The 16,902-nt window shown below is 69.7% G+C and carries 18 protein-coding genes; 9 read left to right on the top strand and 9 right to left on the bottom strand.

Translation table 11 applies throughout. The annotated features are described in order from the left end of the window. Positions 1-4: 4 nt before the first annotated feature. From LT972_RS04265 to LT972_RS04245, 5 genes are read left to right on the top strand one after another with little or no spacing between them, the layout of a single operon-like run. Positions 5-292, top strand: coding sequence for a DUF211 domain-containing protein (locus tag LT972_RS04265; RefSeq protein ID WP_232571962.1), 288 nt, complete (start codon positions 5-7; stop codon positions 290-292). Beyond that, on the top strand, positions 292-870 hold the full coding sequence (locus LT972_RS04260; protein ID WP_232571961.1) for a VIT1/CCC1 transporter family protein: 579 nt from the start codon (positions 292-294) through the stop codon (positions 868-870). The genes LT972_RS04265 and LT972_RS04260 overlap by 1 nt, the downstream gene beginning before the upstream one ends. Further along, positions 871-3,423: a cation-translocating P-type ATPase gene (locus LT972_RS04255; RefSeq protein WP_232571960.1), complete on the top strand. Its 2,553-nt coding sequence runs from the start codon at positions 871-873 to the stop codon at positions 3,421-3,423. Between the two features lie 42 nt (positions 3,424-3,465). After that, entirely contained in the window at positions 3,466-4,386 is a 921-nt protein-coding gene (locus tag LT972_RS04250; RefSeq protein WP_232571959.1) for a sodium:calcium antiporter, read from the top strand. Positions 4,387-4,432: 46 nt separating this feature from the next. Then, the gene (locus tag LT972_RS04245) at positions 4,433-5,572 is read left to right on the top strand and encodes an AI-2E family transporter (protein WP_232571958.1); all 1,140 of its coding nucleotides are present in this window, start codon (positions 4,433-4,435) and stop codon (positions 5,570-5,572) included. Here LT972_RS04245 and LT972_RS04240 read toward each other — a convergent pair. Together LT972_RS04240 and LT972_RS04235 are read right to left on the bottom strand one after the other, a co-directional pair. Next, positions 5,569-5,811 (bottom strand): hypothetical protein, encoded by a 243-nt coding sequence (locus LT972_RS04240; RefSeq protein WP_232571957.1) that lies wholly within the window; start codon positions 5,809-5,811, stop codon positions 5,569-5,571. The genes LT972_RS04245 and LT972_RS04240 overlap by 4 nt on opposite strands. Then, the gene (locus LT972_RS04235; RefSeq protein WP_232571956.1) at positions 5,812-6,090 is read right to left on the bottom strand and encodes a PadR family transcriptional regulator; all 279 of its coding nucleotides are present in this window, start codon (positions 6,088-6,090) and stop codon (positions 5,812-5,814) included. A gap of 144 nt (positions 6,091-6,234) precedes the next feature. On the opposite strand from LT972_RS04235, the gene LT972_RS04230 reads away from it, so the two are divergent. Beyond that, on the top strand, positions 6,235-6,510 hold the full coding sequence (locus LT972_RS04230) for an amphi-Trp domain-containing protein (protein ID WP_232571955.1): 276 nt from the start codon (positions 6,235-6,237) through the stop codon (positions 6,508-6,510). 244 nt (positions 6,511-6,754) lie between these two features. On the opposite strand, the gene LT972_RS04225 is transcribed toward LT972_RS04230, so the two are convergent. Further along, positions 6,755-6,901, bottom strand: coding sequence for a hypothetical protein (locus LT972_RS04225; protein WP_232571954.1), 147 nt, complete (start codon positions 6,899-6,901; stop codon positions 6,755-6,757). 81 nt (positions 6,902-6,982) lie between these two features. Here LT972_RS04225 and LT972_RS04220 point away from each other — a divergent pair, with 81 nt between their 5' ends. Next, complete coding sequence (locus LT972_RS04220; RefSeq protein WP_232571953.1) at positions 6,983-8,116, top strand: citrate synthase; 1,134 nt, start codon at positions 6,983-6,985, stop codon at positions 8,114-8,116. Positions 8,117-8,154: 38 nt separating this feature from the next. Here the strand turns inward: LT972_RS04220 and LT972_RS04215 are convergent, their stop codons facing one another. Both LT972_RS04215 and LT972_RS04210 read right to left on the bottom strand, forming a co-directional pair. Beyond that, a complete protein-coding gene (locus LT972_RS04215; RefSeq protein WP_232571952.1) occupies positions 8,155-9,066 on the bottom strand; it encodes a DUF1028 domain-containing protein in 912 nt (303 codons plus the stop codon). Positions 9,067-9,097: 31 nt separating this feature from the next. After that, positions 9,098-9,478 (bottom strand): DUF7528 family protein, encoded by a 381-nt coding sequence (locus tag LT972_RS04210; protein ID WP_232571951.1) that lies wholly within the window; start codon positions 9,476-9,478, stop codon positions 9,098-9,100. Positions 9,479-9,724: 246 nt separating this feature from the next. Here LT972_RS04210 and LT972_RS04205 point away from each other — a divergent pair, with 246 nt between their 5' ends. After that, the gene (locus LT972_RS04205) at positions 9,725-10,429 is read left to right on the top strand and encodes a DUF7117 family protein (protein WP_232571950.1); all 705 of its coding nucleotides are present in this window, start codon (positions 9,725-9,727) and stop codon (positions 10,427-10,429) included. Positions 10,430-10,646: 217 nt separating this feature from the next. Beyond that, positions 10,647-13,163: an efflux RND transporter permease subunit gene (locus LT972_RS04200; RefSeq protein WP_232571949.1), complete on the top strand. Its 2,517-nt coding sequence runs from the start codon at positions 10,647-10,649 to the stop codon at positions 13,161-13,163. 60 nt (positions 13,164-13,223) lie between these two features. Here the strand turns inward: LT972_RS04200 and LT972_RS04195 are convergent, their stop codons facing one another. The 4 genes from LT972_RS04195 to glyA all read right to left on the bottom strand — a co-directional run bounded on the left by LT972_RS04195 (position 13,224) and on the right by glyA (position 16,831). After that, the gene (locus tag LT972_RS04195) at positions 13,224-13,409 is read right to left on the bottom strand and encodes a hypothetical protein (protein WP_232571948.1); all 186 of its coding nucleotides are present in this window, start codon (positions 13,407-13,409) and stop codon (positions 13,224-13,226) included. 42 nt (positions 13,410-13,451) lie between these two features. Further along, a complete protein-coding gene (locus LT972_RS04190; RefSeq protein ID WP_232571947.1) occupies positions 13,452-14,423 on the bottom strand; it encodes an alpha/beta hydrolase in 972 nt (323 codons plus the stop codon). 62 nt (positions 14,424-14,485) lie between these two features. Next, on the bottom strand, positions 14,486-15,379 hold the full coding sequence (locus LT972_RS04185; protein WP_232571946.1) for a bifunctional methylenetetrahydrofolate dehydrogenase/methenyltetrahydrofolate cyclohydrolase: 894 nt from the start codon (positions 15,377-15,379) through the stop codon (positions 14,486-14,488). A 201-nt stretch (positions 15,380-15,580) separates the two neighbouring features. Further along, positions 15,581-16,831: a serine hydroxymethyltransferase gene (glyA, locus tag LT972_RS04180; RefSeq protein WP_232571945.1), complete on the bottom strand. Its 1,251-nt coding sequence runs from the start codon at positions 16,829-16,831 to the stop codon at positions 15,581-15,583. Positions 16,832-16,902 lie beyond the last annotated feature (71 nt).

Raw genomic sequence — 16,902 nt, 5'->3', positions numbered from 1 at the left:
ACACATGCCACCCGTGAAGCGTCTGGTCCTCGACTTGCTGAAGCCCTACGACCCGGACATCGTGGAGTTCGCGAGCAAAATCGCCGAAGCGGACGGCGTGGACGGCGTGAACGCCGCCGTCGTGGAGAACGACCGCGACGTCCAGAACGTGAAACTCACCGCGGAAGGCGCGGACATCGACCCGGAGTACGTCGCGGACGCCATCGCGGACCTCGGCGGCACCGTCCACTCCGTCGACGAGGTCGTCTGCGGCGAACGGCTCGTCGAAGAGCGCCGTACCCCCCAAGAGTGATGCGCGAACGCCTCCACCGGTTGCGGCGCGTCCTCCGAGACGACGACGTGCGGTCGATTTCGCGCCGCTACTTCGTCTCGAACGGCTTCGACGGCACGCTGACGAGCATCGGCGTCGTCGTCGGGGCGTACCTCTCCGGCGTGCCGGACGGTACCACCGTGTTCAAGGTCGGCGTCGGCGCAGCGGTCGGGCTCGCCACCTCGGGCGTGTGGTCGGTCTGGGAGATAGAGCGCGCGGAGACCAAACTGGAGGTGCTCCGCCTGGAGGACGCGATGCTCGCCGACCTCGACGACACCCGCATCGAGCGCGAGAAGCGCGGCGAGCGCGTCGTCCACGCGGTGTTGAGCGGCCTCGGCCCGGTGGTCGGCGTGCTCGTTCCCCTGTCGCCGTTCCTGCTGGAGGGCGCCGTCTTCACGCTCCTCGAAGCGACGGTCGTCGGCGTCCTGCTGGGCGCGGGCCTGCTGTTCGCGTTCGGCGCGTACCTCGGGAACCTCTCGGAACAGTCGTGGCTCGTCGCCGGCGCCCGGATGGGGCTGGCGGGCCTCGTGGTCGCCGCGGTGAACGTCCTCCTCGGGTAGATGGACTGGCACGCCACCGACACCGACGACGCGCTCGACGCCGCGGACAGCGACCGCGACGGCCTCACCGACGCGGCGGCCGAACGGCGACTCGCCGAGGTCGGCCCGAACGAACTGGTGCGGGACGGCTCCCGGCATCCCGCCGCCATCTTCGCGGCGCAGTTCCGGAGCGCGCTCATCTGGGTGCTGGTCGTCGCCGCCGCGCTCGCGTTCGCCGCCGGAAAGCCCGTCGACGCGGTGCTCATCGCGGTCATCGTGTTCGCGAACGGCGTCTTCGGGTTCGCACAGGAGTACCGCGCCGAACGCAGTCTCGACGCGCTCCGGGACGCCGCGACGCCGAACGCGACCGTGCGTCGGAACGGCGAGCGCACAACCGTCCCCGCCGACGAGGTCGTGCCGGGCGACGTGGTGTTGCTCGAACAGGGCGACGTGGTGCCCGCCGACGCGCGCGTCCTCGACGCCCGACTGCTGGAAGTCGAGGAGGCCGCGCTCACGGGCGAGAGCCTGCCCGTGGAGAAGTCGCCCGAACCGGTGGGCGCCGACACGGCGCTCGCGGAGCGCACGAGCGTCGTCTACAAGGGGACGAGCGTGGTCGCGGGGCGCGGCGAAGCCGTCGTCTTCGGCACCGGGATGGACACCGAGGTCGGCGCCATCGCCACCGGCCTCGCCGAAGCCGAAGACCCGCGGACGCCCCTCCAGACGGACCTCGACCAGCTCGGCCGGCGCCTCGGCGTGGCGGTCGCCGTGCTCGCGGCGGCCGTCGTCGCGCTCCTCGTCGCGCGCGACACGCCACTCGTCCAGGCCGGCCTCGCTGCCGTCTCGCTCGCCGTCGCCGCCATCCCCGAGGGGTTGCCGGCGGTCGTGACGTTCACGCTCGCGCTCGGCGTGCGACGCCTCGCGAGAGACGACGCGCTCGTCCGCCGCCTCCCCGCGGTCGAAGCGCTCGGCTCCGTGGACGTCGTCGTCACCGACAAGACCGGCACGCTCACCGAGGGCGAGATGCGCGTGCGGAAGGCGTGGGTGTACGACGAGACACTCGACCCCGAGGCCGACGACGAGCGCCTCGACCGCCTGTTCGAAATCGGCGCCGTCTGCAACGACGCGCCGCCGGACGGCGAGACGGGGACGCCCACGGAGCGCGCGCTCGTCCGGGGCGCACTCGACCGCGGCATCGACGTGGCCGAGCGCCGAGACGCCCTCCCGAGGCGCGACGAGATACCGTTCTCCGCCGACCGCAAGCGGATGACGACGGTCCACGAGGACCGCGTCTACGTGAAGGGCGCGCCGGCCGTCGTCCTCGAACGCTCCACGCGCGTCCTCACGCCGGACGGCGAGCGGCGACTCGACGACGAGACGCGCGAACTGGTCGCCGAGCGGGTAGACGACCTCGCGGGCGACGCGCTCCGCGTGCTCGGGTTCGCGTACCGCGACCGCGGCGACCGCGACCCCGACTCCGACCTCGTGTTCGTCGGCCTGCAGGGCCTACTCGACCCGCCGCGCGACGAGGTCGCGGACGCAATCGCGGACACCAAGCACGCCGGCGTCGCGGTCAAGATGGTCACCGGCGACAACCGCCTCACCGCGGCCGCAATCGGCCGACAGGTCGGCGTCGACTCGAACGTCCTGGAGGGCAGCGAGGTGGACGCGATGAGCGACGAGGAACTCCGGAAGGCCGTCGAGGACGTGGACGTGTTCGCGCGAACTGTCCCCGCCCAGAAGGTCCGCATCCTGCGCGCGCTTCAGGCCAACGGCCACCGCGTCGCGATGACCGGGGACGGCGTCAACGACGCGCCTGCGCTCAAGAACGCCGACGTGGGCGTCGCGATGGGGGTTCGCGGCACGGAGGTCGCCCGGCAGGCCAGCGACGTCGTCCTGCTGGACGACGACTACGCCACCATCCGGTCGGCGATTCGGGGCGGCCGCGCCATCTTCGACAACGTCTGGAAGTTCGTCGCGTACCTGCTGTCAGCGAACCTCGCGGAAGTCCTGCTCGTCTTCGTCGCCTCGCTGTTCGGCTACCTCATCCTCCCCGCCGTCCAACTGCTGTGGATAAACCTCCTCACCGACGGCCTGCCGGCGCTCGCGCTCGGCACCGACCCCGACGCCGACGACGTGATGGAGCGCAAGCCACGGCGCGGCCGCGGCGTCGTCGACCGGTCGATGCTCACCCTCGTCGCGGGCGCCGGCCTCGTCACCACCGCGTTCATGCTCGCCGTGATGGTGTGGAGTCTCGACGGCGCGCCCGCGGCCACCCCCTACGCCGTGACGATGGTGTTCACTGGGTTCGTCGTCTTCGAGTTCGCGAAACTCTACGTCGTCCGGTGGACGCGACACACCCCGCCGACGGCGAACCCGTGGCTGACGCTCTCGGTCCTCGTCTCCTTCGGCTTCCAGCTCGCCGTGCTGTACACGCCGCTCGCGGACTACTTCGGTACCGTCCCGCTGAGCGGCGGGGACTGGCTCGTCCTGCTCGGCGCGGCCGCCGCCGCGCTCCCGCTGTTCGTGGGCGTCGGCGCGCTCGCGCGCCGCCGCGACCCGACCGTCCGCGAGTAATCGGTCGCTACTCTTTGGGGTGCTCCGCGTACCCCCGACCGGATGCTCGTCGAAGTCGGCCTGTTCGTCGGCGGCCTGCTCGTCCTCGTCTACGGGTCGAACCGCGCCGTCGTCGCCGCCGCCGAACTCGCCCGGTACTACGGTGTCTCCGCGTTCTTCGTCGGCGTCACCGTCGTCTCAATCGGCACCTCCGTCCCCGAGATGACCACGTCGGTGTACGCCGCCGCGTACGGCGCCGGCGACATCGTCGTCGGGAACATCGTCGGGTCGGAGGTCGCCCAAATCACGCTCGCCATCGGCGTCGTCGCGCTCGTCGCGCCAATCGCCGCCGAGCGCCGGAACGTCCTCGTCTACGGCGGCGCGATGGTGGTCGCGATGGTCGTGATGGTGCTCACGCTCGAAGACGGCGAAATCGTGCGCTCGGAGGGCGTGTTGATGATGCTCGCGTACGCGAACTTTGTCTACACGTTGTACACGAACGAGGGCGGGCGCGAGGTCACGGAGGAAGTCGTCGAGGAGGCCGAAGAGCCCTCCGACGCCCTGCCGCGCGTGCTCGTCGGCCTCGCGCTCGTCGTGCTCGGCGGCCACCTCCTCGTCACGAACGGCGTCGCGCTCGCGCGCCTGCTCGGCGTCCCCGAACTGCTCGTCGGCCTGCTCGTCGGCCTCGGCACCACCACGCCCGAAATCGCGGTGGCCGTCGCCGCCGCCCGCGGCGGCACCGAAGGCATCTCCGTCGGCGCCCTCCTCGGCAGCAACATCACCGACCCCGTGTTCTCCCTCGGCGTCGGCGCGCTCGTCGCGGACGTCGTCGTCGACGACCTCGCCGCAGTCAACGGCTCGCTGACGTACATGCTCGCGGTGTCCCTCGTCGTGCTCGCCGTGTTCTACTGGCGCGAGGGCATCGACCGCCCCGCGGCGGTGCTCTGCCTGATGCTGTACGCGCCGGCGTTCCTCCTCGCGTGACGCCACGCAGGTGGTTTTTTGGTCGCCGCCGCCGCGCTGACACGTAATGACCGCCTTCGAGAACGCCGACCGGGCGCGCGTCGCGTGGTGGGCGGTGGCGCTCGCGCTCGCCGGCGCGCTCGCGTACACCGTCTACTCGTTCGTCGGGACGTTCGTCTTCGGCGTCTTCGTCTACTACGCGACGCGGCCCGTCTACCGCCGCCTGAAGCGGTGGATTCGGCCGCCGACGCTCGCCGCGCTCGTCTCGCTTTTCACGCTCGCACTCCCGGTGCTCCTGTTGGTCGCGTACACCACCGCCGTCGGCCTCCAGGAACTGGACGCGTTCCTCGCCGCGCGCGGCGCGAACCTCGGCCAACTGGAGTCGCTGCTCGGGCCGTACATCGACGTCTCCGCGGCCGTCGAGGACCCGCAGTCGCTGCTCGGCGAGCCGTCCGTGCAGGCCGCACTCCAGACCGTCGCCGAGAACGCCGTCGGCTACGCCGGCTTCCTCACGAACTTCTTCGTCCACCTGTTCGCGATGATAACCATCGCGTTCTACCTGCTCCGGGACGACCACAAGCTCGCGTCGTGGTTCCGCCGGCAGTTCGGCGACGACGCCGGCGTCGTGGAGACGTACGGTCGGGCGGTCGACCGCGACTTCTCGCACGTCTTCTTCGGGAACATCCTGTTCGCGTTCGTCACGGGCGTCATCGCCGCCGTCTCCTACAGCGCGCTCGACTCGCTGGCGCCCGCCGGCGTCGGCATCCCGTACCCCGCACTGTTGGGGATGCTCACCGGCGTCGCGAGCCTCGTCCCCATCGTCGGCATCAAACTCGTCTACCTCCCGCTGGGCGGGTGGCTCGCGTACCTCGTCGTCCAGCAGGGCGGCGGCTACGCGTTCCTCGGGACGTTCGGCGTCGTCGCGTTCGTCGTCGTGGACGTGATTCCGGACCTCGTGTTGCGCCCGTACGTCTCTGGCCGCGACCTCCACCTCGGGCTCGTGATGCTCGCGTACATCTTCGGCCCCCTGCTCTGGGGCTGGTACGGCCTCTTCTTGGGGCCGGTCGTACTCGTGCTCGTGGTCCACTTCGTGCGCATCGTCCTGCCCGAACTCGTCGCGGGCGACCCCATCGAACCCGAGGCGCTCGGCCCCAGCCCGTTCGGCGGCGACGGGAGCGACGAGGAAGACGACGGCGCGGACGCTTAATCGCGTTCGAGTTCGGTGCCGTCCCGCGGACAGTAGTCGAAGCCGGCGTCGCGGGTGCGGAAGCCACACGCCGGGCACTCGCGGACGGACGGGCGGTCGTCGCGGCTCCGGAAGAGGAAGGGAACGAACGGGACGGCGAGGAAGAACAGCGCGACGTCGAAGACCTGCCAGAGGACGACGCTGACCGCGAGGCTGGCGAGCACGCCGACGGCCGCGGTGGCGGTGCGCGCCGAGACCATTCAGTCGAGGTCGACGTACTGGGCTTCCCACTCGCGGCGCGCGGTGATTTCGCGGTCGCCGCGGCGCGTCAGCGTGTAGTAGTTCGTGCGCTGGTCGAGTTGCCCCTTGTCGACGAGGCCCTTGTCGACGAGCGTGTCGAGGTTCGGGTAGAGGCGGCCGTGGTGAATCTCGGACTCGTAGTAGTCTTCGAGTTCCTCCTTGATGGCGAGTCCGTGCGGTTCGTCCAGCCCCGCGACCACGTAGAGCAGGTCGCGCTGAAACCCTGTCAAGTCGTGCATATGTCTCGCTCTCGGAAGGAATTTCTCGCGTGATAGCATAAGTGTGGTGGCCTAAAGAGTGCAACGAGGCGTCGTACTTCCCGGTTCTTCTCGTGACATGTCCCGGGCGACGAACGTATGCCGGTGGCTCACGTATCCGGATGCATGCCCGAAGAAGTCATCTTCGAGAGCGAGTCCACGCAGTCCCGCAGCGACGTCGCGAACTACCTCCGCACCGTCGCCGACAAACTCGACGCGGGCGGCGACCTCACGCTGTCCGCGGGCGACCAGTCGGTCACCCTCGACCCGCCGACGAACGTGGCCTTCGAGGTGAAGGCCGAACGCGAGACGGGGAGCGGCGCGGACGAACTCAGCGTCGAGTTCGAACTGGAGTGGGCGGACGGCGAAGACGCCGCGTCGGGCGACCTCGACATCGCCTGAACACTTCCTGCTGTCGGAGAAAACGTCTTTTTGTCGGATAACTAACTACCTCGTCGCGGCGAGCGAGCCGCAGAGAACTGACTGTCGAGCGTAGCGCAACGGAAAAGGATGCGAGGCCGGAAACTCCGGCCCCGCAGCCGCCCTGAATTGGTCCCCGCTGACGCTTCGGCCCTCCAAAGCGAAGCGTCACCTGAGTCAAAACGCGGGACGATAATAAAACTATCCCCGGTCGAAAGCCCTGCCGCTACATGTGTTCTTCTTCTAACACCCAGCCGAGCGCGCGCCGGTAGTACGTGAACATCTCGCGGACGCCCTCGTGGTTCATCTCCTCGGATTCGAGTTCCTCGACGAGGAACTCGTACTGGTCGCGAATCTCCTCCTCGTCTCGCATACGCCCCCCTAACGGCCCCACCGGTATCAATCACCGCACCGACGAGTAGTTTCAAGCCCCCGCCGCCGAAACCCCGAAGCGATGACAGACGACCTCCAGCGCGGCCTCGAAGGCGTCACGGTCGCCGAGACCCGACTCTCGCGAGTCGACGGCGAGAACGGCGAACTCGTCATCGGCGGCTTCCCGCTCGCGGAACTCGCGCCCAACGCCACCTACGAGGAGACGCTGTTTCTGCTGTACGAGGACCGACTCCCCACCGAGAGCGAACTCGCCGACTTCCGCGCGGACCTCGCCGGCAAGCGCGCCGTCCATCCGGACGCCATCGACACCGTGGTCGACGCCGCCCAGCGAGACCTGCCCGCGATGGACGCCGTCCGCATGGGCATCGCAGCCGCTCCCCTGACCCGCGAGGGCGACGAGGACCCCGAGACGGACGCGCGCCTCTCGGTCGCGCAACTTCCGACAGTCGCCGCCGCGTACTGGCGCGCCCGAAAGGGCGAGGAGCCGGTCGAACCCCGCGAGGACCTCCGGCACGCCGCGAACTACCTCTACATGCTCGACGGCGAGGAGCCCAGCGAGGAGCGCGTTCGCGGCCTCGAAACCTACCTCAACTCGGTCGTCGACCACGGCCTCAACGCCTCGACGTTCACCGCGCGCACCATCGTCTCCACCGAGTCTGACGTGGTGTCCGCCGTCACGGGCGCCGTCGGCGCGCTCAAGGGCCCGCTCCACGGCGGCGCGCCCGGCCCCGTCCTCACGATGCTGGAGGACGCCGCGGCGCGCGACGACCCCGCCAGCCTCGTCCACGAGATTCTCGACGCCGGCGACCGCGTGATGGGCTTCGGCCACCGCGTCTACCAGGTCCGCGACCCCCGCGCCGCCGTCCTGCAGGACGCCGCCGAGACGTTCTACGAGGGCCGCGACCAGCGCGCGTTCTTCGACGCCGCCCGCGAGTTCGAGGACACCGCCGTCGACGTGCTAGCCGAACACCGCCCCGACTTGCGCCTGGAGACGAACGTCGAGTTCTACACCGCCGTCCTCCTGAACGGCGTCGGCGTCCCGAAGGAACTGTTCACGCCGACGTTCGCCGTCGCGCGCGCCGGCGGGTGGACCGCCCACTGCCTCGAACAACTCGAAGACAACCGCCTCATCCGGCCGCGCGCCTCGTACGTCGGCGACACCGACCGCGAGTGGACGCCGGTCGACGAGCGATAAATCACTGGACACCACACCGCCGCGAACGCCGAGCGCGCCTACTTCCTGTCGAGCCGGCTTAAGCCGTGCCAGATGGCGTTGACCATGCGGTCCTCGCCCTCGCCGTCCGCGTCCGACCAGCCCCGGGCGAGCGCGTCCTCCAGCGCGTCGAGGTCGTGGTTCTCGAAGTTGTTCATCCCGCGGAACGCCTCGAGGGCCTCGCGCTCCGCCTCGCCGAACTCCTCGCTCGGCTCCGCGTCGTAGAACCCCAACTCGGCGAGCGTTTCGAGGACGGATTCTGCGGTGTCGCCGTCGAGAGACGCGAACTCCTCGGGGTCCTCGCGCTCGAGGAGCGTGATGTCGTAGATGCGGAACACGCGCTCGAGTTCCGCGATGGGTTCGTCGTGGTCGTCGACGCGCACGTCTATCCAGCGGTCGTTGTTCCCGTCGTAGCCGCCCTCGGGTTTCGCGACGTAGAGCGCCGCGGACTGCTCGCCGCGCTGGTCGCCGCCCGCCTCGTTGCCCGCGTACAGCGCCGCAATCAGGCGCTCCGGGAGACCGCCGTCGGTCTCCTCGAACGCGTCGGCCATCGCGTCCACCGTCTCGCGGTTCTCGAGGATGTTCCCCTGCACCGTGTAGTGGTCGCCCTGCCGGTCGCTCGCGTGGTCGAAACACTCCTCGCCAGTGAACGCCGCGACGGAGCCGTCCTGTCCAACTACGCCCACCTGTCGCTGGGGCGCCTCGTCGTCGGCGTCGGTGAGCGCGTCCACGACCGCCGCGGCAGACTCGCCGTCCCGGAGCAAGTCGAGGCCGTCCGGTCCGTACGCGACGTTCGCGAAACTCTGCGTGGCGACGGCGCCGGCGTCCGCGCTGACGAACGGGACGACGGCCCCGACGCCGACGAACTTCGACTGGACGGCGACTCCGACCGCGTCAGTCTCGGGGTCGCGCGCGACGATGGAGAACGTCATGCGCGAGGCGTGGCCCGCCGCCGGCAAAAGCCTACGGCTCGGCCACCCCCGTTGCCGTCTTCTCGCCCGTCAGGGGCTGTCTGCTCGCCAACTCGCAGTCGAACGCGGGGTGTTCGACGAGGTGCCACAGCACCATGTGCCGGCGGCCCGCCGTCAGCCCTGTCGCGGAGAGGTCGTCCGCTGTGAAGCGCTCTGGCAGGCGGTCGAACAGCCGCCGGAGTTCGTCGAAGGAGGCGAACACCTTGCTGTTGCCCGCGGAGTCCGCGCCCCGGCGCTCCACGACGTACGCGCCGTCTGGGCGGTGCTGGCCCGCGGTGTTCAGGAACGTCTCGCGCGCCGCGAGCGCGCCGGAAAGCGAGTCACGTAACTGTTCGGCGTCGTCGCGCGAGAGGAGCAGTTCGTCGCCGCCCACGCGGAGGGCGACCCGGTCGCCGCGGCGCTCGGCGGAGCAGTCAGGCGAGCGGTCGGATTTCTCGACCAGCCGCGTCCCCGCGGCTTACTCTATCCTCGGCGGCCGGAGTCGAGAGTCGTTGACTCGGCATCGTACCCGAGAGTCCGGCGCAATCGTACAAAAGCGTGGCGGTGGTACAGATTCCGGGTGTCGCTCATTCGGCGGCGAGACACCGGAGTTATCCCGCCGCCCCGCCAACCCGGAGGTATGGACGTTCGCGGCGAGCGCGAGTGCAAGTCGTGTGGGACGCGCTGGTCGTACTTCGAGACGGGCAGCGTGGAGTGCCCGGACTGCGGGAGTCTGCGGAGCGTCGGCGTCGGCGAGCGCGCCCAGCACACCGACGGCGCGGCCGACCTCGACCTCTCGGCGGCCCGCGAGGCGGCGGTCGACGACCTCCGGGGCGCACTCGACCCGGCGGCCGACGCGTGCCGCGACTACTGCCAGTCCCGGGGGTTCGTCTCGGGCGGTGACCTCCTCGAACTGGACGACACCTACCTCGCGGCCCAAGAACTCCGGCGGGCGGCGCTCGTCGTCGGGGACGCCCTCCGCGTCGGCGAGAACGAGGAGCGCTACGTGCTGGCGCTGCTGAACGGCGCGGAGGACGGCGACCGGCCCGCGCCCGAGGACGTGCCCGAGTCCCTGCGCGCGGTGCGCGGACTCGGGTACGCGGCGGCGGTGGACGCCTACCGCGCCGACGTGCGAGCCTTCTTCGACGACGAGCCACCGGAACCGGAACGCGGCCTGCTCGAACGCCTCCGCGAGCACGTCAAGCGCGTGAAGGCGCTGGACGGCGACGTGTCCCCCGAGGACAGCGAGCGCCTCGTGTCGGCGGCACGCCGCATCGGGGACGCGGTCCGGGGCGACGAGACGGCAGTCGAGGAGGCGCGCACACACCTCGACCGACTGGCGTGACCGCGTCGCGCGGGACGGCACCGGAGTCCGACCCGGGAAATCTATTCTAACACTCCCGACCCGGAATTATTCTTCTCCCGAGATTCGGCGTGTTAGGACGATTCCGCGAGGATTAAGGCGATTCGTTCAGACAACCGACCTGTATGGTCCCCTATCGGTCGAAGCCCCGACGCCGTAGCGAGCGGCATCACCGTCGCGACACCGCGGAGGCGAACAGATGACGTCCCTGACGGAGCGCGTGTTCGGCGTCGTCACCGAACACAACGTCGCCGTCGTCGTGGTCATGCTGCTGTTGACCGCGGGCGTCGGCGCGGGCGTCACGCAACTGAACCTCGGTAGCAACACGTACGGCGGCGACAGCATCGGCGAGGGAACGGAAGTCGTCGAGAAGCGCTCGTACATCGAGTCCGCGTACGTCAACGAGACCCAGGACGACGACGCCCCGATGGCGGCGCCGGTGTACGTGCGCGACGCCGACGGGAACGCGCTGTCGAAGTCGGCGCTCGTCCGGTCGCTGGAGTTCCAGCAGACCGCATTAGACAACGAGTCGCTCGCGGCGGCCGTCGGCGACCGGCCCGCGTTCGGGGTCGCGAACTTCGTCGGTGCGCGCGCCGCAGGTGACCCGCAGGCGTCGCTCTCGGAGCAACTCGCGGCGCTCCGAGAGGCCGACCCGAGCCGGGTCGAGACACTCGTGAGAGAGACGCTCACCGCCGACTCGCGGGCGCTCGCGTTGCTGCCGGCCGACTACGAACCGGGCACCGCGACCGCCGAGAGCCACCGCATCGTCTTCCGACTCGACGGCAGCGACAGCGAGACGTCGGCGGCCACCGCGGCGCTCTACCGAACCGCCCAGACAGTCGACTCGCCCGACGTGTTCACCGTCGGCGAGCACGCCTCCGAGAACGCGGTGAGCCCGCTCCCCGAACTCATCGAGTTCGTCGTCCCCATCTCCCTGCTGGTGATTCTCGTGGTGCTGGCGTTCGCGTACCGCGACCTCGTGGACGTCATCGTCGGGTTCACCGGGGTCGTCCTCTCGGTCGTCTGGATGTTCGGCATCCTCGGGTGGCTCCGCATCCCCGCGAGCCTCACCATCATCATCGGACCGGTTCTCATCGTCGGCCTCAGCGTCGACTACGGCCTCCACGTCTTCATGCGCTACCGCGAGGAGCGCGGCGAGCGCGAGAACATGCGCGAACCGATGGTTCGGAGCCTCTCCTCTGTCAGCGTCGCGCTCACGCTCGTCACGCTCACCGCCGCGGTCGGCTTCATGGCGAACGCGACGAGCGACCTCGGGGTCATCAAGCAACTCGGCATCGGCGTGACGCTCGGCGTCCTCTCCACGTTCGTCGTCTCGGTCACGCTCGTCCCGGCGCTGAAACTCACCATCGACCGCCTGCTCGGCCGGGTCGGGTTCGAGCGCCGGAAGCGCCCGCTCGGCGACACCCGACTGCTCCGCCCGATACTGACCAGCGGCGCGGGCCTCGCTCGCCGGGCGGCGCCGGTCGTGCTGGTGCTCGCGCTCGTCGCGGGCGCGGCGGGCGGCGCCGCGTGGGGCGACCTCCAACGCAAGTCCTTCCAGGAGTTCAACTCCGACGTCGCCGAGTGGAAGCAAGACCTCCCCGACCCAATCGGGTGGGACGTGTCCCAGTACCGGGACAACGCGCGGTACGTCGGCGAGAACTACCGGGCGGCCGCCGAGAGCGAGCGAAAGCGCTCCTCGATACTGATAGAACACCCGGACGGCGCGGCGTCTCCGGACGCGCTGGCGACCGCCGCCCGCGTGCCCGACGTGGCCGCCGACTACGACGCGGTGCTGACGCGCGGCGACACCGTTCCGGTCGCGTCGCCGGTGACGGTGATGGCGTCCGTCGCCGCCGAGGACGAGGAGTTCGCGGCTGAACTCGCGGCCGCAGACACGGACGACGACGGCGTCCCCGAGGAGGACGTCGCGAGCGTCTACGACGCGCTGTTCGCGGCGGCGCCCGACGAGGCGAGTCGCGTCATCGACCGGACGCCCGGCGGTTACGCGTCGCTGCGCGTCCTCGTGCCGATTCGGCCGGACGCCACCATCGTCGAACAGGGGCAGGCGGTACTCGACGCCTCGGACGCCCTCGAAGGCGGCGAGACGTCTGTCGTCGGCGTGGGCGTCGGGACGCTGAACGTCGTGCTCGGGGACATCATCTCCGAGAACATCCTCCAGACGCTGCTGCTCGCGCTCGCTGGCGTCGCCGTCCTCCTGACGCTCGTCTACCGACTCCTGCTCGGGAGCGCGACGCTCGGTCTCGTGACGAGCGTCCCCATCATGATGGTGACCGCGCTCGTCGTCGCCGGGATGTGGGCGCTGAACGTCCCGCTGACGGTCAACACGGCGTTGCTGTTGAGCCTCGTCATCGGCCTCGGCATCGACTACAACATCCACGTCAGCGACCGGTTCGCCGAGGAGTACGCCGACGGCAAGTCGGTCCACGGCGCGCTCGTCGAGGCGACGACCGGCACCGGCGGCGCGCTCCTCGGGAGCACGCTCACGTCGGTCGGCGCGTTCCTCGCGTTGCTGCTCACGCCCGCGCCGGTTCTCCAGGACTTCGCCATCCTCGTGTCGCTCGCGCTCACCGCGTCGTTCGTGGTGTCGGTGTTCCTGCTCCCGAGCCTGATTACGCTGTGGGCGCGCTACGCGCCCCGGTCGGTCACGCAGGGCGTCCTCGACGGCGGCGTCGCGTCGACCAGCGACGACTGACCCGCCGAGGGCGGGACTCCTCGGACCGACTCGCGGGACTGCCCGCAGTCGGCACGTCTCTCACGCTTCGAGCGTCTCGGCCCATCCGATGAGCCACTCGAAGGCCGCGAACGCGACGAGGAAGTACGCCGCGAACACGACCCAGCGAAACAGGTCGAACGCGCCGGTGAACGCGAGCACGTTGAAGATGTACGCGAGCGACGCGGCGACGAATCCGGCGACGTAGAGGTTCCGGCGTTGGCTCACGGGCGTGGCTACGACGGAGACCGCGATAGTCCTGTCGGCGAACTACGAGTTCGCGTGGAGCGCGCCTCGCAGGTCGCTCGCGAACTGGGCTAAGACCTCGCGCCCGCTCGGGGTGTCCACGGGGTCGGCAACGAAACTCATCGCGCCGTGAATCAGGTCGTCGTAGTGGCGGTGCGTGACCGGGACGCCGGCGTCATCGAGGGCGTCGACGTACGCGATTCCCTCGTCGCGGAGCGGGTCGAAGCCACAGGTGGCGACGGTCGCCGGCGGGAGGTCGGCGTGGCTGGCCGCGGCGACCGGGCTCAGATAGGGGTTGGCGCGGTGGACCCACGAGTCGACGTAGTGGCCGTCGAACCACTCCATGCCCTCCGATTCGAGGAAGTAGCCCTCGTCGTTCTCCGTCTTCGAGTCGTAGGCCACGTCGCGGTGGTCGGTGACGGGGTACGCCAGCGACTGGTGGGAGATGTAGGGGCCGTCGCGGTCGCGCGCCGCGAGCGAGACGGCCGCGGCGAGGTTGCCGCCCGCGGAGTCGCCCGCGACGGCGAGTCGGTCGGGGTCGGCGTCGAACTCGCCGGGATTCCCGGCGACGTACTCGGTGGCGGCGTACGCGTCCTCGACGGCCGCCGGGAACGGGTGTTCGGGCGCGAGTCGGTACGCGACGCTCACGACGACGGCCGCCGCGTCCGCGGCAATCGTCCGGCAGATTGGGTCCCGGGAGTCCAGCGTCCCGAGCACGAAGCCGCCGCCGTGGAAGTAGACGACGACCGGATGCGGGCCGTCGCTCGCCGGTTCGTAGACGCGCACGGGAATCTCGAAACCGGGGCCGGGCACGGTTCGGTCCGAGACGGCGCCGACCTCGGCGGTCGGGTCGTCGGCGTCGAAGAAGCCCCGGCGCAGTTCGCGGGCCTCGGGCGGCGAGAGGTCGTGGTAGTCCGGGGCATCCATCGCCTCCATCGCGGCCAGTATCTGCTGTACGTCCTCGCGGGGTGCGTCGGCCCGCAGTTCGTCTGCCATGTGGTGGCACGCGTCTCGCGGCGAGAAGAAAGCCCGGGTCGCGGCGACCCGGGAACGGCGACTCAGGGCAGGTCCACGTCGACGCCGGCCTGCTCGCCGGCGGCCTTGACGGTGTTGTAGAGGAGCATCGCGCGCGTCATCGGACCGACGCCGCCCGGGACGGGCGTGATGGCGCTGGCCTTCTCCTTTGCGCTCTCGAAGTCAACGTCGCCGGTGAGCCGGTAGCCCTTGTCGTTGTCCGCGTCGACGCGGTTGATGCCAACGTCGATTACCACGGTGTCCTCGGAGAGCATCGAGCCGTCCACGAGGTCGACGACGCCCACCGCCGAAATCACGATGTCGGCGCGCCGGGTGTGCGCGGCGAGGTCGTCGGTGCGGCTGTGACAGAGCGTGACCGTGGCGTTCCCGCCGTCGGCCTTCTGCATCAGGAGGTTCGCGAGCGGCTTCCCGACGATGTTCGACCGACCGACGACGACCACGTCTTTCCCCTCGGGGTCGACGCCCTCGTGTTCGAGGAGTTTCTGAACGCCGTGGGGCGTGCAGGGCTTGAATCGGGCGTTCCCGCCGACGAGTTTCCCGACGTTCTCGGGGTGAAAGCCGTCCACGTCCTTGGCGGGGTCGACGGCCGAGAGCACGCGTTCGTCGGAGACGTGGTCGGGCGTCGGGTCCTGCACGAGGATGCCGTGGACGTCCTCGCGGGCGTTCAGGTCGGCGACGGTGTCGAACAGTTCCTCGGCGGGCGCGTCGGGGTCGATGCGCACGTCCTCTGCGCCGATGCCGAGCTCCTCGCAGTCCCGCTGTTTCATCGAGATGTACGTCTCGCTGGCCTGCTTGTCGTTCATCAGGACGGTGGCGAGTTTCGGCGTGACGCCGGCGTCTTTCAGCGTCGCCACGGAGTCCGTGAGGTCGTCTCGAATCGACGCGGCGACCGCGTTCCCGTCGATGACGTCTGTCATTGGGCGACTGTCGGGGACACGCGCCCTTGAATATTCGGTTCCGTGCCCAATTTAGTTCCACTATCCCTGATTGTATACACGTTCTTGCTTCGCCGCGGCGGCGGCAATCGCGGCCTGCCCACGACTGTGCGCGTCGAACGCGAAAGAAAAGGCGGTGGGAACGACCCGCCCGCGGGAAACGACGACGGCGGAACGGACCGGCTACTCGTACAGCGGGTACTCGTTACAGAGGTCCTCGACGGTCGCCGCGACCTCGGCGTACACCTCCTCGTCGCCGACGTTGTCGATGACCTTCGCGATGCAGTCGCCGACCGTCTCCATCGCCTCGGCGTCGAAGCCGCGGGTCGTGAGCGCGGGCGTGCCGGCGCGGATTCCCGACGGGTCGAACGCCGACCGCGTCTCGTCGGGCACGGTGTTCGCGTTCAACACGATGCCGACCGCTTCGAGTTCCTCCTCCACGTCGCCGCCCGAGATGTCCGGGTGGGAGTCCCGGAGGTCCACGAGCACGAGGTGAGTGTCGGTGCCGCCCGAGACCAGCGAGAAGCCGTGGTCCTGTAGGGTCTCCCCGAGCACCTTCGCGTTCTCCACGACCTGCTCGGCGTACGCCTCGAACTCGGGTTCGAGCGCTTCCCCGAAGCCGACCGCCTTCCCCGCGATGTTGTGCATCAGCGGGCCACCCTGCGCACCGGGGAACACCGCCGAGTCCACGTCGCCCGCGAACTCCTCGTCGCACATGATGATGCCGCCGCGACCCGCGCGAATCGTCTTGTGGGTCGACCCCGTCACGAAGTCCGCGACGCCGACCGGCGAGGCGTGCTCGCCCGCCGCGACGAGCCCCGTGATGTGCGCGATGTCTGCGGTGTGGAGCGCGTCCACGGCGTCCGCGGCCGCCTGAATCTCTTCCCACTCGACCTCGCGGGGGTACGCCGAGTAGCCCGAGACTATCATGTCCGGGTCGAAGGACTCGGCTTTCTCGCGGAGCGAGTCGTAGTCGAGGCGCCCCGTCTCGGCGTCGACCTCGTAGTGCTCCACGTCGTACAGTTGGCCCGCGAAGTTCGCGGTGTGGCCGTGGCTCAGGTGGCCGCCGTGGGTGAGGTCCAGCGAGAGAATCTTGTCGCCGGGCTCCAGCGTCGCGAAGTAGACGGCCATGTTCGCCGACGACCCGCTGTGGGGCTGGACGTTCACGTGCTCCGCGCCGAACAGTTCCTTCGCGCGCTCGATGGCGAGTTCCTCCACGTCGTCAGCGAACTCGCAGCCTCCGTAGTAGCGCTTGCCGGGGTAGCCCTCGGCGTACTTGTTCGTGAGTTCGCTCGACTGGGCTTCCATCACGGCCTCGCTGACGTGGTTCTCGCTCGCAATCATCGCCAGCGTGCCGTTCTGTCGCTCGCGTTCGCCGACGAGCGCGTCCGCGACGGCGGGGTCTACCTCCCGCACGCGTTCGTAGTCGCTCATGTGACTAGAACCCACAGGGGCCCCAATAGGTCTACCGATGGCGACTAATTCACGCGACTCCTCGACAGAAA

Source organism: Halobacterium litoreum (assembly GCF_021233415.1).
GTDB classification, from domain to species: Archaea; Halobacteriota; Halobacteria; order Halobacteriales; family Halobacteriaceae; genus Halobacterium; species Halobacterium litoreum.
The sequence above is the reverse complement of the archived record's forward strand: the minus strand, read 5'-3'. Positions and strand labels throughout refer to the sequence as shown.

Excerpts from the sequence above, each read along its gene's own strand:
- LT972_RS04265 (WP_232571962.1), top strand. The coding sequence starts at position 5 with ATGCCACCCGTGAAGCGTCTGGTCCTCGACTTGCTGAAGCCCTACGAC.
- LT972_RS04260 (WP_232571961.1), top strand. The coding sequence starts at position 292 with ATGCGCGAACGCCTCCACCGGTTGCGGCGCGTCCTCCGAGACGACGAC.
- LT972_RS04255 (WP_232571960.1), top strand. The coding sequence starts at position 871 with ATGGACTGGCACGCCACCGACACCGACGACGCGCTCGACGCCGCGGAC.
- LT972_RS04250 (WP_232571959.1), top strand. The coding sequence starts at position 3,466 with ATGCTCGTCGAAGTCGGCCTGTTCGTCGGCGGCCTGCTCGTCCTCGTC.
- LT972_RS04245 (WP_232571958.1), top strand. The coding sequence starts at position 4,433 with ATGACCGCCTTCGAGAACGCCGACCGGGCGCGCGTCGCGTGGTGGGCG.
- LT972_RS04240 (WP_232571957.1), bottom strand. The coding sequence starts at position 5,811 with ATGGTCTCGGCGCGCACCGCCACCGCGGCCGTCGGCGTGCTCGCCAGC.
- LT972_RS04235 (WP_232571956.1), bottom strand. The coding sequence starts at position 6,090 with ATGCACGACTTGACAGGGTTTCAGCGCGACCTGCTCTACGTGGTCGCG.
- LT972_RS04230 (WP_232571955.1), top strand. The coding sequence starts at position 6,235 with ATGCCCGAAGAAGTCATCTTCGAGAGCGAGTCCACGCAGTCCCGCAGC.
- LT972_RS04225 (WP_232571954.1), bottom strand. The coding sequence starts at position 6,901 with ATGCGAGACGAGGAGGAGATTCGCGACCAGTACGAGTTCCTCGTCGAG.
- LT972_RS04220 (WP_232571953.1), top strand. The coding sequence starts at position 6,983 with ATGACAGACGACCTCCAGCGCGGCCTCGAAGGCGTCACGGTCGCCGAG.
- LT972_RS04215 (WP_232571952.1), bottom strand. The coding sequence starts at position 9,066 with ATGACGTTCTCCATCGTCGCGCGCGACCCCGAGACTGACGCGGTCGGA.
- LT972_RS04205 (WP_232571950.1), top strand. The coding sequence starts at position 9,725 with ATGGACGTTCGCGGCGAGCGCGAGTGCAAGTCGTGTGGGACGCGCTGG.
- LT972_RS04200 (WP_232571949.1), top strand. The coding sequence starts at position 10,647 with ATGACGTCCCTGACGGAGCGCGTGTTCGGCGTCGTCACCGAACACAAC.
- LT972_RS04190 (WP_232571947.1), bottom strand. The coding sequence starts at position 14,423 with ATGGCAGACGAACTGCGGGCCGACGCACCCCGCGAGGACGTACAGCAG.
- LT972_RS04185 (WP_232571946.1), bottom strand. The coding sequence starts at position 15,379 with ATGACAGACGTCATCGACGGGAACGCGGTCGCCGCGTCGATTCGAGAC.
- glyA (WP_232571945.1), bottom strand. The coding sequence starts at position 16,831 with ATGAGCGACTACGAACGCGTGCGGGAGGTAGACCCCGCCGTCGCGGAC.